13 protein-coding genes are annotated in these 14,458 nt (G+C 72.3%); 3 read left to right on the top strand and 10 right to left on the bottom strand.

Annotated elements, in window-relative coordinates; genetic code table 11:
- Window positions 1–64: 64 nt before the first annotated feature.
- The gene (locus tag R2740_RS11680; protein WP_371302853.1) at window positions 65–2,263 is read right to left on the bottom strand and encodes a 3-hydroxyacyl-CoA dehydrogenase NAD-binding domain-containing protein; all 2,199 of its coding nucleotides are present in this window, start codon (window positions 2,261–2,263) and stop codon (window positions 65–67) included.
- A 24-nt stretch (window positions 2,264–2,287) separates the two neighbouring features.
- Complete coding sequence (locus R2740_RS11685; protein ID WP_371302854.1) at window positions 2,288–3,499, bottom strand: acetyl-CoA C-acetyltransferase; 1,212 nt, start codon at window positions 3,497–3,499, stop codon at window positions 2,288–2,290.
- Between the two features lie 86 nt (window positions 3,500–3,585).
- Between R2740_RS11685 and R2740_RS11690 the strand changes: the two genes are divergently transcribed.
- Both R2740_RS11690 and R2740_RS11695 read left to right on the top strand, forming a co-directional pair.
- On the top strand, window positions 3,586–4,338 hold the full coding sequence (locus tag R2740_RS11690) for a MerR family transcriptional regulator (protein WP_371302855.1): 753 nt from the start codon (window positions 3,586–3,588) through the stop codon (window positions 4,336–4,338).
- Between the two features lie 35 nt (window positions 4,339–4,373).
- Window positions 4,374–5,279 (top strand): NAD(P)H-binding protein, encoded by a 906-nt coding sequence (locus R2740_RS11695; RefSeq protein ID WP_371302856.1) that lies wholly within the window; start codon window positions 4,374–4,376, stop codon window positions 5,277–5,279.
- Here R2740_RS11695 and R2740_RS11700 read toward each other — a convergent pair.
- Window positions 5,231–6,574, bottom strand: a complete 1,344-nt coding sequence (locus tag R2740_RS11700; RefSeq protein WP_371302857.1) for a lysostaphin resistance A-like protein — start codon at window positions 6,572–6,574, stop codon at window positions 5,231–5,233. The two genes, R2740_RS11695 and R2740_RS11700, sit on opposite strands and share 49 nt — an antisense overlap.
- Before the next feature lie 53 nt (window positions 6,575–6,627).
- Entirely contained in the window at window positions 6,628–8,115 is a 1,488-nt protein-coding gene (locus R2740_RS11705) for a flavin-containing monooxygenase (protein ID WP_371302858.1), read from the bottom strand.
- A 92-nt stretch (window positions 8,116–8,207) separates the two neighbouring features.
- Here R2740_RS11705 and R2740_RS11710 point away from each other — a divergent pair, with 92 nt between their 5' ends.
- Window positions 8,208–8,729, top strand: a complete 522-nt coding sequence (locus R2740_RS11710) for a hypothetical protein (protein ID WP_371302859.1) — start codon at window positions 8,208–8,210, stop codon at window positions 8,727–8,729.
- A 5-nt stretch (window positions 8,730–8,734) separates the two neighbouring features.
- Here the strand turns inward: R2740_RS11710 and R2740_RS11715 are convergent, their stop codons facing one another.
- The 6 genes from R2740_RS11715 to R2740_RS11740 form a co-directional block, all read right to left on the bottom strand.
- Window positions 8,735–9,469: a glutamine amidotransferase gene (locus tag R2740_RS11715; protein ID WP_371302860.1), complete on the bottom strand. Its 735-nt coding sequence runs from the start codon at window positions 9,467–9,469 to the stop codon at window positions 8,735–8,737.
- 40 nt (window positions 9,470–9,509) lie between these two features.
- Window positions 9,510–9,938, bottom strand: coding sequence for a pyridoxamine 5'-phosphate oxidase family protein (locus R2740_RS11720; protein ID WP_371302861.1), 429 nt, complete (start codon window positions 9,936–9,938; stop codon window positions 9,510–9,512).
- A gap of 112 nt (window positions 9,939–10,050) precedes the next feature.
- Window positions 10,051–11,775 carry an FAD-dependent oxidoreductase gene (locus R2740_RS11725; protein ID WP_371302862.1) on the bottom strand — a complete coding sequence of 575 codons (1,725 nt, stop codon included), beginning with the start codon at window positions 11,773–11,775 and terminating at the stop codon, window positions 10,051–10,053.
- A 48-nt stretch (window positions 11,776–11,823) separates the two neighbouring features.
- Window positions 11,824–12,606 (bottom strand): amino acid ABC transporter ATP-binding protein, encoded by a 783-nt coding sequence (locus tag R2740_RS11730; protein ID WP_371302863.1) that lies wholly within the window; start codon window positions 12,604–12,606, stop codon window positions 11,824–11,826.
- Entirely contained in the window at window positions 12,603–13,469 is an 867-nt protein-coding gene (locus R2740_RS11735) for an amino acid ABC transporter permease (RefSeq protein WP_371302864.1), read from the bottom strand. Before R2740_RS11735 ends, R2740_RS11730 begins: the two co-directional genes overlap by 4 nt.
- A 19-nt stretch (window positions 13,470–13,488) precedes the next feature.
- A complete protein-coding gene (locus tag R2740_RS11740; RefSeq protein WP_371302865.1) occupies window positions 13,489–14,406 on the bottom strand; it encodes an ABC transporter substrate-binding protein in 918 nt (305 codons plus the stop codon).
- Window positions 14,407–14,458 lie beyond the last annotated feature (52 nt).

Here is a 14,458-nt window from a genome sequence, read left to right on the forward strand (position 1 = left end):
GCTACGTTCGGCACCACTTTCCGCGGGCGAACCGGTGCCGAACGTAGCGGACTATCGCGGGGGGTCAGGCGGGGAAGGACTCGCCGGAGGCGGCCATCTCGCGGAGCCGGTCGGTGGGCCGGAACCGGTCGCCGTAGGCCGCGGCGAGCTCGTCGGCCCGGGCCACGAAGGCCGCGAGACCGACCTCGCCGGAGGCGGACTGGTACCCGGTCATGAACTGCGCGGCGCCGCCGGTGGCGGGCGGGAAGCCGATGCCCATGATCGAGCCGATGTTGGCGGCGGCCGCCGAGGTGAGAACGCCCTCCTCGAAGCACCTCGCCGTCTCGAGCGCCTCCGCGAAGAGCATCCGCTCCTTCACGTCGTCGAACGGGATCCGCTCGGCGGCGACGGGGAAGGCCTCGGCCAGCCCCGGCCACAACCGGGTACGCCGGCCGTCGGCGTACTCGTAGAACCCCGCGCCCTTCAGCCGGGACGGCCGCCCCAGCTCGATCATCCGGTGCACCACCAGCGTGCCGGGGTGCGGGGCGTAGGGCAGGCCCTCCCGCTCCGCGGCCTCGGCGGTGGCCTTCTCGATCTTCGCGAACAGCTCCATGTTGAGTTCGTCGGTCAGCTGCAGCGGTCCGACCGGATAGCCCGACTGCGTCGCGGCGCGCTCCAGCGACATCGGGTGAACACCTTCGGCCAGCATCGCCAGGCCCTCGTTGACCATCGTCGAGATCACCCGCGAGGTGTAGAAGCCGCGGCTGTCGTTGACCACGATCGGCGTCTTCCTGATCTGCTGCACCACGTCGTAGGCCCTGGCCAGCGCCTCGTCGGACGTCTCGCGACCCCGGATGATCTCGACCAGCGGCATCTTGTCGACGGGGCTGAAGAAGTGCAGCCCGATGAAGTCGTCCGGCCGGTCGACGCCGGTCGCGAGCTCGGTGATCGGGAGCGTCGAGGTGTTGGAGCACAGCAGCGCATCGGGCTCGACGTGGGGCGTCACCTCGGCGAACACCCGGTGCTTGAGCGACGGGTCCTCGAAGACCGCCTCGATCACCAGGTCGCACCCGGCCAGCTCGGCCGGGTCGTCGGTCGGCGTGATCCGGGCCAGCAGCTCGGCCTTCTTCTCCTCCGTCGAGCGGCCACGGGAGATCGCCTTGTCGAGCAGGCCCGCGGAGTAGGCCTTGCCCCGCTCGGCGCTCTCGAGCGACACGTCCTTGAGTACGACGTCCATGCCGGCCCGCGCGCAGGAGTAGGCGATGCCGGCGCCCATCATGCCGGCGCCGAGGACCCCCACCTTCCGCGCGGTGTAGGGCGGCACGCCGGCCGGCCGCAGCGATCCGGAGTTGATCGCCTGCAGGTCGAAGAAGAACGCCTGGATCATGTTCTTGGCGTTCTGACCGGTGATCAGCGACGTGAGGTAGCGCGACTCGATCCGCGACGCCGTGTCGAAGTCGACCTGGGCGCCCTCGATCGCCGCCGAGAGGATCGCCCGCTGGGCGGGGTAGACCGCGCCCTTGGTCTGCTGGCGCAGCAGCGCCGGGAACGCCGGCAGGAAGGCGGCCAGCGCCGGGCTCTTGGGTGTGCCGCCCGGCATCTTGTAGCCCCCGCGGTCCCACGGGTTGGCGGCGACGTCGTCGTCGTCGCGGTGCTCCATGATCCAGGCCTTGGCTGTCGGGACCAGCTCGTCGACCGAGCCGACCAGCTCGTCGACCAGGTGCTTGTGCAGAGCCACGGCCGGCTTGAAGCGCGACCCGGGCAGCAGCACCTCCATCAGCCCGTGCTGGAGGCCGAGCATCCGGACGACCCGGGTGACGCCACCGCCGCCGGGCAGCAGCCCGAGGGTGGCCTCGGGGAGCCCGACCTCGGCGCGCGGGTCGTCGACGATGATCCGCCGGTTGGCGGCCAGCGCGATCTCGAAGCCGCCGCCCAGGGCGGCGCCGTTGATCGCCGCGACCACCGGCCGCGGGAACCTCTCCAGCCGCCGGAGGGACTCCTTGATCCCTTCGGCCATGGTGAAGATCGCCTCGGCGTCGTCCGGCCCGGCCTGCACCATCGCGTGCAGGTTGCCGCCGGCGAAGAAGGTCTTCTTGGCGCTCGCGATCACCACGCCGGTGATGTCGTCGACCTCGTCCTCGAGGCGGGCGACGGCGTCGGCCATCGACCGGGCGTAGAGCTCGGTCATCGTGTTGGCGCTGGCCGTCGGGTCGTCGAGGGTGAGGGTGACGATGCCGTCGGCGTCGCGGTCGTAGCGGACCGCGGTCTCAGTGGTGGTGCTCATCGGTGTCCTGTCCGGGTCAGAGGGTCAGACGCGCTCGACGATGGTGGCGATGCCCATGCCGCCGCCGACGCAGAGCGTGGCCAGGCCGCGGCGCAGGTCGCGGCGCTCGAGCTCGTCGATGAGGGTGCCGAGGATCATCGCGCCGGTGGCGCCGAGGGGGTGCCCCATCGCGATCGCGCCGCCGTTGACGTTGGTGATCTCGTGGTCGATCCCGAGGTCGCTCATGAACCGCATCGCCACGGCGGCGAAGGCCTCGTTGATCTCGAACAGGTCGATGTCACCCACGTCGAGGCCGGCGCGCGCGAGCGCCTTGCGCGACGCCGGCGCCGGACCGGTGAGCATGATCGTCGGGTCGGCGCCCGACACCGCGGCGGACACGATCCGGGCGCGCGGCGTGAGGCCGAGCGAGGTGCCGACCTCCTCGGTGCCGACCAGCATCAGCGCGGCGCCGTCGACGATGCCCGAGGAGTTGCCGGCATGGTGGACGTGGTCGATCGCCTCGACCCAGTGGTACTTCTCCAGCGCGACGGCGTCGAACCCGCCCTCCGCGCCGATCTGGGCGAACGACGGCCTCAGCCCGGCCAGGCCCTCGACAGTGGTGTCGGGGCGGATGGTCTCGTCGTGGTCGAGGACGACCAGGCCGTTGCGGTCGTGCACGGGCACCACCGAGCCGCCGAAGTAGCCGTTGGCCCAGGCCTTCGCCGCCCGGTGGTGCGACTCGGCGGCGAACGCGTCGACGTCGCTGCGGGAGTAGCCCTCGAGGGTCGCGATCAGGTCGGCGCCGATGCCCTGCGGCACGAAGCCGGTCGTCAACGCGGTGGCCGGGTCCATCGCCCAGGCGCCCCCGTCGGAGCCCATCGGCACCCGGCTCATCGACTCCACGCCGCCCGCGATGATCAGGTCCTCGAACCCGCCGCGCACCCGCGAGGCCGCCTGGTTGACCGCCTCCAGCCCGGAGGCGCAGAACCGGTTGAGCTGGACGCCCGCGGTCGTGTCGGGGAGGCCCGCGGCCAGCGCCGCGGTCTTGGCGATGTCGCCGCCCTGGTCGCCGAGCGGCGAGACCACCCCGAGGACGACGTCGTCGACCCGCTCGGTGTCGAGCGACGGGTTGCGCCGGCGTACCTCGTCGAGGAGGCCGACCACCAGGTCGATCGGCTTCACCTCGTGCAGCGAGCCGACGTTCTTGCCCCGCCCGCGCGGCGTGCGCAGGTGGTCGTAGACGAATGCTTCAGCCATGGCTGGGTCCTCCACGTGACTCAGGGAGCGCGGCCGGCGGCCTGCCGGGGTGGTTTCCAGACCATGACACTACTACTGTCACCGTCGTGAGCGACAGCGTGGCGGACCTGGTGGGTGAGCTGCGCGGGCTGCTGACCCTCGACCAGCTGACCAACCGGGTCGGGCTGAGCGTGCGCAACGTGCGGTTCTACACCGCGCGCGGGCTGGTGCCGCCGCCGCTGCGCCGCGGCCGCTCCGGCTACTACACCGCCGAGCACGTCGCCCGCCTCGAGCTGGTGCAGGAGCTGCAGGGCCACGGGTTCACGCTGGCCGCGATCGAGAGGTACGTCGCCGGCATCCCCGACTCCGCCACCGCCGAGGACATCGCCCTGCACCGGTCGATGCTGGCGCCGTGGCAGAGCGAGGCGGCCACGACGCTGACCTCCGGAGAGCTGGAGGACCGTGCCGGTCGTCCACTCACCCGCGACGACCTGGCCGTGCTCGAGGCCCTCGGCATCGTGCGGCCCGCCGGTCGCGGCCGTCACCACGTCACGGTCTCCCAGCTGTCGGTGGGGCTGGGGCTGCTGGAGCTGCGGTTCCCGCTCGAGGCGGCGCAGGCCGCCGCCGAGATCTACGCCGCGCACGGGCGGGCGATCGCCGAGGAGCTCGATGCGCTGTTCCGGAGCCGGATCTGGCCCGCGCTGCTGGAGTCCGGCGCCTCGGCCGCGCACCTCCAGGAGATCATCGAGCGGCTCAAGCCGCTGTCGGTCTCGTCGCTGGTGACGGCCTACGAAGCGGCGATGGACGCCGCCAAGCGGGAGGGGATCGCGCGCCGGGCCGAGGGCCGTCAGCGCCCGTGACCGCGCGACCGGGTGGCGACACCTAAGGTGTGCGCATGGGCGACACGAAGGCGACCGAAGTGCTGGTCACCGGCGCCACCGGGTTCGTCGGGCGGCGGCTGACGCCGGCGCTGGTCGAGGCGGGCCATGCCGTCCGCGCCATGACTCGCCGCCCCGAGGAGTACGCCGGCCCGGGCGAGGCCGTCGGTGCCGACGTCCACGACCCCGACACCCTGGGACCGGCGCTGGCGGGCATCGACGTGGCCGTCTATCTCGTGCACTCACTCGACTCCGACGACTTCGAGACCCGGGACGCCGCGGCCGCCCGGGCCTTCGGGGCGGCGGCCGCCGAGGCCGGCTGTCGTCAGATCGTCTATCTCGGCGGCCTCGGCGCCGAGGGTGCCCAGCTCTCGCCCCACCTGCGCAGCCGCCGCGAGGTCGAGGGACTGCTCGGCGAGGCCGGGGTCCCGGTGACGGTGCTGCGCGCGGCGATCGTGGTCGGCGCCGGCGGCATCTCCTGGGAGCTGACGCGCCAGCTGGTGAAGAACCTCCCCGCCATGGTGGTGCCGCAGTGGGTCGGCACCCGCACCCAGCCGATCGGCATCGACGACGTGGTGCGCTATCTGGTCGGCGTCGTCGACGAGCCGCGCGCGGTGGGCCGGGTGTTCGAGATCGGCGGACCCGACCAGCTGACCTACCTCGAGATGCTGCAGGTCGCGGCGGAGGTGCGCGACGGCTCGCGACTGCCGATCCTCAAGCTCCCCGTCCTGACTCCCCGGCTGTCGTCGTACTGGCTGGCGCTGGTCACCGACGTCGACGTCACCACCGGCCGCAACCTGATCGACTCCATGGGCACCGAGGTGCTGGTCACCGACGAGTCGATCAGAGAGATCGTCCCGGGCGAGCCGGTGCCCTATGCCGAGGCCGTCCGCCGCGCGCTGGAGGACATCGGCCGGGACTGACGGAGACCGCCGAGCGAGCGCGGACGCCGCTCAGTCGCGCTGGAACACGTAGGCGAAGGCAGTGCGCGTGTAGGCGAGGCCGCGGCCGGTGGCTCGATCCGCGCGCCGGTCCATCCGGGGTCGCTTCGGGACCAGGTACTGCCGACGTGTCGTGGTGCCAGCGGAACCGCCCGTCGGGCGCGCGCACCCAGACGACCCAGGGTCGAGTGCCGCCACTCGTCGCCGTCGGGCCAGCCTCCACCGGCCGGGCTGCGCCGGAGAGACGAGGGTCGCCAGCAATCAGCAGGTCCATGTCGCCTCGGCACCAAGGTCGGGTGTAGTGCGGCCAGGACCGATCCCTCGCCGGCCCCGCGTGCGGCCGGCGATCCGCTGCACCAGGTCGGGACGGCGAAGAGGCTGCGGCCCGCGGTCGGGTCGACGAGGTGACCGACCGCAGCGCGGTCGACGGCGACAGGTCGATAGCCCAGCGGGACGCCCGCTCGATCGGCGAGGCGGCACCGGCTCGAACAGGCCGGATCGGGCGCCGATCGACGCCCGGTAGTCCGACCACCGCGCGTCACCGGCCATCCCACCCGTCCTGCGCCGCGCCCGCCGGGCCTGGGCCCCCGCACGCCGAACACCAGCGGCAGGGCGACCAGCATCGTGGCCGACCAGGTGACGTGGGTGAGGATCGGAGCGAGGATGCCGCCGGAGGCGCGACGCTGCAGGCCGACCACGATCCCCAGGAGTACGGCGGCGAAGGTGAGCATCACGTTGCCGGTGGCGAGCGTGGCCAGCGTGTAGGCGACCGCCGAGACGGCGACGGGGCGACGCGTGGAGGCGGCGTAGACAGCGCCCCGGAAGAACAGCTCCTCGGCGATGCCGTTGACCACCGTGATCAACAGGATCAACGGGCCGGAGCCCTGGTCGGCGTGCTCCAGCACCCAGCGCACCTGGCGGTCCAGGGCCGGGATCTCGCGGACGAGCAACCCGCCGAGCACGAAGACCCCCGCGAGCAACAGCCCGAGCAGCACCGGCGTGACCACCGGGCGGCGCGGGCCCTCCGGGTGCATGATCCGGCCCAGGTGCAGGGGGCCCGAGGCAAAGGCTCCCACGGTCCAGACGACCGCCAGCGCCAACGTCGCGGGATAGAACAACGTGCTGCCGGGGTCGATCCGCAGCGACCACCCGAGCACCACGGCGCCCAGCAGCAGGAAGGTCAGGGTGACCAGCTGACGGCGGCGCAGCCCCTCGGGCGACTGGCGATGGTCACGGGGCACCTGGTCCCACAACGACCGTCGTAGCCAGGTGTGCACGGGCTCGATGCTACGCAGGGGTGGGAGCCGGACCCGAGCGACGCCGGGCCGGGTCAGCGGGAGAACTCCAAGGCGCCGTCCTCGAGCTCGCCCCGGCGGATGACGCGGACGTCGTGGAGGTAGTTCTGGCGCAGCATCCACGGCTCGCGGTCACCGCCGCTCGGGAGGTCGACCAGCGCGCGCAGCACGTAGCCCGCCTCGAAGTCCATGATCGGCCGCTCGCCCACGGTCGGGTCGCGCCGCGGCGTGGCCGCCCGATATCCCTCGGCGTCGAGGTGGTCGAGGAGCCGGCAGGCGTACTCCGCCACCAGGTCGGCCTTGAGGGTCCACGAGGCGTTGGTGTAGCCGACGGTGAACAGGAAGTTGGGGACGCCGGACAGCATCATGGCCTTGTAGGCCATGGTCTCCGGCAGCTTCACCTCCTGGCCGTCGACCAGGAGCCGGGCGCCCCCGAGGAATCTCACCTGCAAGCCGGTCGCGGTCACCACGATGTCGGCCTCGAGCTCGCGACCGGAGGTGAGCCGGACGCCGGTCGGGGTGAAGGTGTCGATGGTGTCGGTCACCACCTCGGCCCGTCCCTGCGAGATCGCCTCGAAGAGGTCGCCGTCGGGGACCAGGCACAGCCGCTGGTCCCACGGGTCGTACGCCGGCCGGAAGTGGGTGTCGACGTCGTAACCCTCGGGCAGCGCGCTGATCGTGCCCTTGCGGATCAGCCCGCGCAGCAGGTCGGGGCGCCGCCGGCTGAGGGCGTAGATGCCGCTGGCGGTGCCGATGTTCTTCCAGCGGTTGACGACGTAGGCCGCCTTCTCCGGCAGCACCCTGCGCACGCCGCCCGCGATCTTGTCGACGCGCGGCATCGACACGATGTAGGTCGGCGAACGCTGCAGCATGGTGACGTGCGCGGCCCGCTCCGCCAGCGCGGGCACCAGCGTGACCGCGGTGGCCCCGGAGCCGACGACGACCACCCGCTTGTCGGCGTAGTCGAGGTCCTCGGGCCAGAACTGCGGGTGCACGACCCGGCCCTCGAAGTCCGCCAGCCCCGGCAGCTGCGCGTCGTAGGGGTGGTCGTAGTCGTAGTAGCCGCCGCACGACCAGAGCAGACGGCAGGTCAGCCGCACCTCCTCGCCGGCGTGCGTCGCGGTGACGGTCCAGCGCGCCGAGTCGGAGTCCCACGCGGCCGCGACGACCCGGTGGTCGTAGCGGATGTGCCGGTCCACGCCGTACTCCCGCGCGGTCTCCTCGACGTAGGCGAGGATCGACGGCCCGTCGGCCAGCGCCTTGTCGTCGGTCCACGGCTTGAAGCGGTAGCCGAGGGTGAACATGTCGGAGTCGGACCGGATGCCGGGGTAGCGGAACAGGTCCCAGGTGCCACCCATCGCCGTGCGCCCCTCCAGGATCGCGTACGACGACTCGGGCCGCATGCGGGTCAGCTGGGCCGCCGCACCGATGCCGGACAGTCCGGCGCCGATGATGAGCACGTCGACGTGCTCGGCCTCGGTGCCCGCCGGCTCGGCCGGACGCTCTCCCGTGGTCTGGCTCATGGGGCGAGGGTAGTCGGACCCCGGCAGTCGGCGGGTGCCGCTGGTTGCCCGATTCGGCCGCGCGGGGCGGACGGGGCGCCTACCGTGAAGCGGTGACGCAGACGCAGACCGTGGAGTTCACGAGCTGGCTCACCGACGACGACTTCGGCGATGCCTGGGTGGCGCGCCGCCACTCCTTCGGCCGCTGGCGGCGATGGGTCTGGCGTGCCGCCGTTGCCCTGTTCGCGGCGCAGCTGATCCGAGCCGTGGTCCTGGGACACCTGGGATTCGCCCTGATGTGGGCGCCCGTCGGCGTGGCGGTCGGGCTGCTCACCAGCGAGTGGGCGCTGCGCCGAGGAGCCCGTCGCATGGCACGGCTGAACCCCGCGTTGACCGACGCGCAGCGGCTGACGCTCACCACCGAGGGAGTCACCCTGGTCACGCCCCAGACCGTGGTGACTCGCACCTGGCACTCCGTCACCAGCTGGCTGGTGAGCGGCCCCGTCCTGGTGCTCAACGTCACCGACAAGGCCAGCGGCCTCGCGCTCTACCTCGGCCGGGGCGACGCCGACGACGAAACCTGGGCAACCGTGCTGACCCTGCTCACCGAGCGGATCGGCCCGCCGAGGCGCTGAGCGCCTCACCCCGCGGCGTACAGCTCCACGAACCGCGGCAGCAGCCGCATCGGCTCGGTGACCACCGAGGCGTGCGCCATCGTCTTCAGGGAGTCGACCTCGTCGGGGTCGAAGTAGCCGTGGTGCCGATAGACGTCGACCCGGGTGCACAGGCCCTCGACGTCGAGCTCGGGGTGGAACTGCGTGGCATAGACGTGGCGGCCCAGCCGGAACCCCTGCACCGGGCAGGCGGCCGACGAGGCGAGCAGCACCGCCCCCTCCGGAAGCCGCGACACCGCCTCCTTGTGACCGAGGAAGGCGTCGAAGGATGCCGGCAGCACGCCGAAGAGCTCGTCGGAGCGACCGGCCTGGGACAACGTGATGTGCGTGCAGCTGACCGGCTCGGTGTAGGTGCGGTCGACGACCCCACCACGCAGCACCCCGAGGGTCCCGACGCCGTAGCAGGCGCCGAGGAACGGGAAGTCCGCGTCGATCACCCGCTCGGCCAGCGCGCGCAGCTCCGCCTCCACCCGGTGCTGCGTCGGCGACTTCGACGCTTCCGGGTCGCTGACGTTGAACGGCCCGCCCCCGAGGATGATCCCCGACCAGTCGGTGAGGTCGACCCGGCCCAGCGGTGCGCGCTCCAGCCGCCGCCGCTGCAGCTGGTCGGCCGTCAGCCCCGCGTAGCGGCGCACGGCGTCGTACTCACCGTCGGCGGCGTCGTCCTCGGCGCGGGTGCCGAGGAAGAGGAACGGCTTCACGAGCACCGGAGCCTAGAGGCCCGGCGCTCCGGCTGCAGGCTCAGGCCTCGGTGTTGAGATGCGTCCAGGGCTTGGCGAGCGAGAACCGGCGGCCGGAGATCTCGGTGGGCCGGATCTCGACGACGTTGTACTTCAGGGTGGGGACCCAGGGCCGCAGCGGGACGTTCTCCGACCGATGCGCCTCGTCCTCCTCCAGCAGCCGCGCACTGCCGCGCAGGATCACGCTGATCGCCGTCTCGTCGTCGTAGGCGTCGACCTCGAAGGCGATGTCGGGGTTCATCACGACCGCCAACAGCTTGGAGCCCTCGGCCGTCCGGAACAACAGCGTGCCGTCGTCGACCGCGTAGTTGATCGGCGTGATGTGCACCTGCTCGGCGAGGTGGAAGGCCAGCCGTCCGAACTCCTGCGAGCCCAGGAACTCCCAGCACTCCTCGTCGCTCAGGATGCTGACGGGGTTCTCGTCGTTCATGGCGACTCCTCGGCGATCGTTCCGGCGGGCTTGGTTCCGAACCTACGGCCCCCGCGGAGACGGCGCCAGGGAACACGTCACACTCCGGTCACCGGTACGTCGGCCACGGGCGTCACGCGTCGCCGGGGGCGAGCCAGGCGTGCACCAGGGGCACCACCGAGGCACCCTCCCCCGTCGCGGCGGCCACCCGCTTCATCGAGCCGGCTCGCACGTCACCCACCGCGAAGACGCCGGGCGCACTCGTGGCCAGGTTGGCCGGCGGAACGTCGCCGCGCCAGAGCTCGCGCGGGACGTCGCGCCCGGTGAGCACGAAGCCGCGCTCGTCGCGGGCCACGGCCTCCGGGAGCCAGTGGCAGTGCGGCTCCGCGCCGAGCAGCAGGAACAGCCCGGCGACGGCGGCGGTGCGGTGCTCGCCGGTCGCGTCGTTCTCGAGGGTCACCCACTCCAGCCGGCCCTCCCCGCCGGCGTCGACCACCCGCGAGCAGGTCTCGACCGAGATCCGCGGGTTGAACTCGATCTCGCCGATCAGGTAGGCCGACATCGTCTCGCTCAACGACGGCCGGCGTACGACGATCGTCACCGACCGCGCGAACCTCGCCAGGTGCATGGCCGCCTGCCCGGCGGAGTTGCCACCGCCGACGACCACGACGTCCTGGTCGTCCATCTCCCGCGACAGCGACATCGCGGCGCCGTAGTTGACGCCACGACCGACCAGCTCCTCGACGCCTGGGACGCCCAGCGACCGGTAGCGGACCCCGGAGGCGACCACGACCGAGCGGGCGCGGAGCTCGAAGTCCTCGCCGCGGAGCACGTGCGGCGCGCCGTCGACCCCCGCCTCCAGCGTCTCGACCTCCCAGCCGGTGCGGAACCGGGCGCCGAAGCGCAGCGCCTGGGTGCGGGCACGCTGCGCCAGCCGCATGCCGGAGATGCCGCGCGGGAAGCCGAGGTAGTTGCGGATCATCGAGCTGGTGCCGGCCTGGCCGCCGATCGCGCTGGCGTCCAGCACGACCGCGGACAGGCCCTCGGAGGCGGCGTAGACGGCGGTGGCCAGGCCCGCCGGTCCGCCGCCCACGACCGCCACGTCGACGACGTCGGTGCCGGAGCGCGCGTCGGCCTGGGCCTCGAGCTCGCGCTCCTCGCGCCAGTCGAAGTAGCGCCGCGCGATGTCACGCACCGAGGCGGCGACCATCGGCTCCCGGTTGACGGCGAACACCCGCGGGTAGCCGGCATCCGGGGGCAGCCGGTCGGCGAGGTGTCGACCCCGCTCGCTGTCGGGCGTCGCGGACCGCGCCGGCAGCCCCATCCGATCGAAGAAGTCGCGGATGCCCGCGGCGACCGGGTCGCCCTCGGGGGCGATGATCTTGGCGGAGACGACGTCGGGGTCGGTCGAGGTCGAGGCCCAGTCGCTCAGCAGCTCGGTGACCGCGTGGTGGAACTCCTCGTCGCGGTCGCCCCGCGGCAGCATCAGGTAGGCGTCGTACTTGCCCTTGGCCATCCCCGCGCGCAGCCTCGGGCCGTCCACCAGGAACCGGTCGTACGGCGCCAGGATCAGCCGTCGCGCCGTCGGCACGAGGTGTCGCCACTCCCCGAAGGCGGCCAGCACGTTGTCCTGGTCGGGCAGCCGTGAGTCGCAGACGAGCAGCGCCACCCGGAGGCCCTCCCCCACGACGCGACCGATCGTCTCCGTCGCCTCGCGGGCCGAGCCGGCGGTGCGCAGGTCGTACTCGCGGGAGTAGCGCCAGAAAGCGTCGGTCATCGGCTCCGCGTGCTCGGCGGACACCAGGACGACCACGGGCAGCGTGGGCCGGGCTCCCCGGGGCGCGGCAGGCTGAGTCATGTCGCTCCCCAACAGCGCCGAGCCCCCGATGATTCCGCTCGCACGGTCTCAGCCCGGAGGCAGCACCCGACGAAGGAACTGCCGGGTGCGCTCCTCTCGGGGGGCGGAGAAGATCTGCGCCGGCGGCCCGGACTCCAGCACCCGGCCGGCGTCGAGGAAGCAGACGCTGGTGGCCACCTCGCGCGCGAACGTCATCTCGTGGGTCGCGAGCACCATGGTGGTGCCCTCCTCGGCCAGGTCGCGGACGATCGCCAGCACGTCGCCGACCAGCTCCGGGTCGAGCGCGGCGGTGATCTCGTCGAGCAGCAGCAGCGCCGGCCGGGTGGCCAGCGCACGCACCAGCGCGACCCGCTGCTGCTGGCCGCCGGAGAGCCGGTCGGGGTGGCTGGCCGCCTTGTCGGCGAGGCCGAAGCGCTCGAGCAGCTCGTGGGCGCGCCCCTCGGCCTCGACGCGCCCGACCCGATGCACCTTGCGCGGCGCCAGGGTGATGTTGTCGAGGACGCTCAGGTGCGGGAAGAGGTTGTAGGCCTGGAAGACCATGCCCATCCGGCCGCGGACCGCGCGCCGGTCGCAGCGCGGGTCCGACACCTCCTCGCCCTGGAACACGACGACACCGTCGTCGATGTCCTCGAGCAGGTTGAGGCAGCGCAGCAGCGTGGACTTGCCCGAGCCCGAGGACCCGATCAGGCAGATCACGTCGCCGGGCGACACCGTGAGGTCGATGTCGGCGAGCACCACCTTGTCGGCGTAGGACTTGCGCAGGTTGCGGACCTCGAGGATCGGCTCCCTGACCGCCCCTGGGGTGGGGCCCGCGGCGCGCGGGGCCGTCATCGCTGGCCCGCCCTCTCCCGCTCGGCCATCCGCCGCTGCAGCCAGTCGGTGAGGCGGGCCAGCGGGATGGTGAGGACCACGAAGAAGACGGCGACCACGACCAGCGGGGTGTAGTTGAAGTGGTAGTTGCCGTAGTCCTGGGCGGCCCAGACGGCGTCCAGCACGCCGACCACGAAGACCAGCGCGGTGTCCTTCTGCAGCGACACGAAGTCGTTGAGCAACGGCGGGATGACCCGCCGCACCGCCTGGGGCACCACGACATGGCGCATCGCCTGCCCGCGGCTGAGCCCGAGGGCGTCGGCGCTGGCGAGCTGGGACGGGTGGATCGACTCGATGCCGGCCCGGAACACCTCGGCGACGTAGGCGGCATAGGACACGACCAGGGCGACGATCGCCCAGAACAGCCCGCTGTTGGGCACTCCCTGCAGCTGTAGCGCCGGCATCCCGAAGCCGAACAGCATCACCAGGAGCAGCGTCGGCACGCCTCGGAACAGGTCGGTGTAGACGACGGCCAGCCCGCGGACGGGCGTCAGCCAGGGCGACCGCGCCTGACGGGCGACGGCGAGCCCCAGGCCGAGCACCAGGATCAGCGGCTCGGCGATCAGGAAGATCACCACGTTGTAGCGCCAGAACCCCTTCCAGATCTCACCGAACGAGTCGCGCGCGTGCTCCCAGCTGAAGAACGTCTCCTGGACCCGTGGCCACCCCGGCGAGGCCAGGATCGCTCCCAGGGTGACGGCGAGGAACGCCCCGACCGCGAGGGTCGCGATGAGCCGCGAGCGCAGCGCCATCCGGCGGCGGACGGCGCGGCGCTCGAGCTCGCGGTCGCTGGGCTCCCAGGCGGCAGGGTCGGGCGTGGTCACCGCGGGTGGTCGCAGCCGATCACTGGAGGACCGGGACGTTCACCGTGTCGGACAGCCACTGCTTCTCGATGCCGGCGAGGGTGCCGTCGTCCTTCAGGGACTGCAGCGCCTGGTCGACACAGGGGACCAGCGGGCTGCCCTTCTCGAAGAGCATCCCGAACTCCTCCTGCTCGCCCGAGGTGGGCTGGAACTGCCCGACGATGGTGCCCTTGGGGATCTCCACGGCGACGATGTAGAACGCCGTCGGCAGGTCGGCGAGGATCGCGTCGACCTGGCCGTTGAGCAGCGCCTGCTTGGCGGCGTTGGTGTTGGGGAACACCGCGGGGTCCTCGCTCGGCTTGATGACGTCGCGGATCGCGGTGAGCGACGTGGTGCCGGTCTGGGCGCCCAGCTTGAGGCCCTGGAGGTCGGCGAGGCTGGTCGCACCGGCGGCGGCGCTGCCCTTGAGCGCGATCACGGCCTGGGAGGCCTGGTAGTAGCCGTCGGAGAAGTCGACGACCTGGGCTCGCTCCGGCGTGATCGAGATCTGGTTGATGTCGAAGTCGAAGTCCTTGGCCCCGGGCTTGTAGGACGAGTTGAACGGCACCTTGACCCAGGTCACCTGGTCGGCACTGAAGCCGAGCCGGTCGGCGACGGCGTAGGCCACGGCGGACTCGTAGCCCTTGCCGTTGGACGGGTCGTTGTTGCGGAACCACGGGTCGTACGCCGGCGAGTCGGTGCCGACGGTGAGCGTGCCCGGGGTCAGCGTGGGCAGCGAGTCCGTCGCACACGGGTCGGCGGCGGTGGTGTCCGAGGCGGACTCCGACGGCGAGCCCGAGTCGCTCGTGGAGTCCGTGGCAGTGGAGTCCTCCTGCGGCGCGCACGCGGCGGCGAACAGGAGGAGCGGGGCGGCGAGGGCGACGCCGAGGCGGCGCAGAGTGATGTCGGGCTGACGCATGGCCGCATCGTAGTTGGCGTCCGGCGGCGCGGGAACGGGCGTCCCGTCCGCG

The organism is Nocardioides sp. (assembly GCF_041393715.1).
Lineage (GTDB): Bacteria > Actinomycetota > Actinomycetes > Propionibacteriales > Nocardioidaceae > Nocardioides.

What these genes read in the sequence shown, in the direction of transcription:
- R2740_RS11740 (WP_371302865.1), bottom strand. Translation starts at nt 14,406, where the DNA reads ATGCGTCAGCCCGACATCACTCTGCGCCGCCTCGGCGTCGCCCTCGCC.
- R2740_RS11695 (WP_371302856.1), top strand. Translation starts at nt 4,374, where the DNA reads ATGGGCGACACGAAGGCGACCGAAGTGCTGGTCACCGGCGCCACCGGG.
- R2740_RS11680 (WP_371302853.1), bottom strand. Translation starts at nt 2,263, where the DNA reads ATGAGCACCACCACTGAGACCGCGGTCCGCTACGACCGCGACGCCGAC.
- R2740_RS11685 (WP_371302854.1), bottom strand. Translation starts at nt 3,499, where the DNA reads ATGGCTGAAGCATTCGTCTACGACCACCTGCGCACGCCGCGCGGGCGG.
- R2740_RS11730 (WP_371302863.1), bottom strand. Translation starts at nt 12,606, where the DNA reads ATGACGGCCCCGCGCGCCGCGGGCCCCACCCCAGGGGCGGTCAGGGAG.
- R2740_RS11725 (WP_371302862.1), bottom strand. Translation starts at nt 11,775, where the DNA reads ATGACTCAGCCTGCCGCGCCCCGGGGAGCCCGGCCCACGCTGCCCGTG.
- R2740_RS11705 (WP_371302858.1), bottom strand. Translation starts at nt 8,115, where the DNA reads ATGAGCCAGACCACGGGAGAGCGTCCGGCCGAGCCGGCGGGCACCGAG.
- R2740_RS11720 (WP_371302861.1), bottom strand. Translation starts at nt 9,938, where the DNA reads ATGAACGACGAGAACCCCGTCAGCATCCTGAGCGACGAGGAGTGCTGG.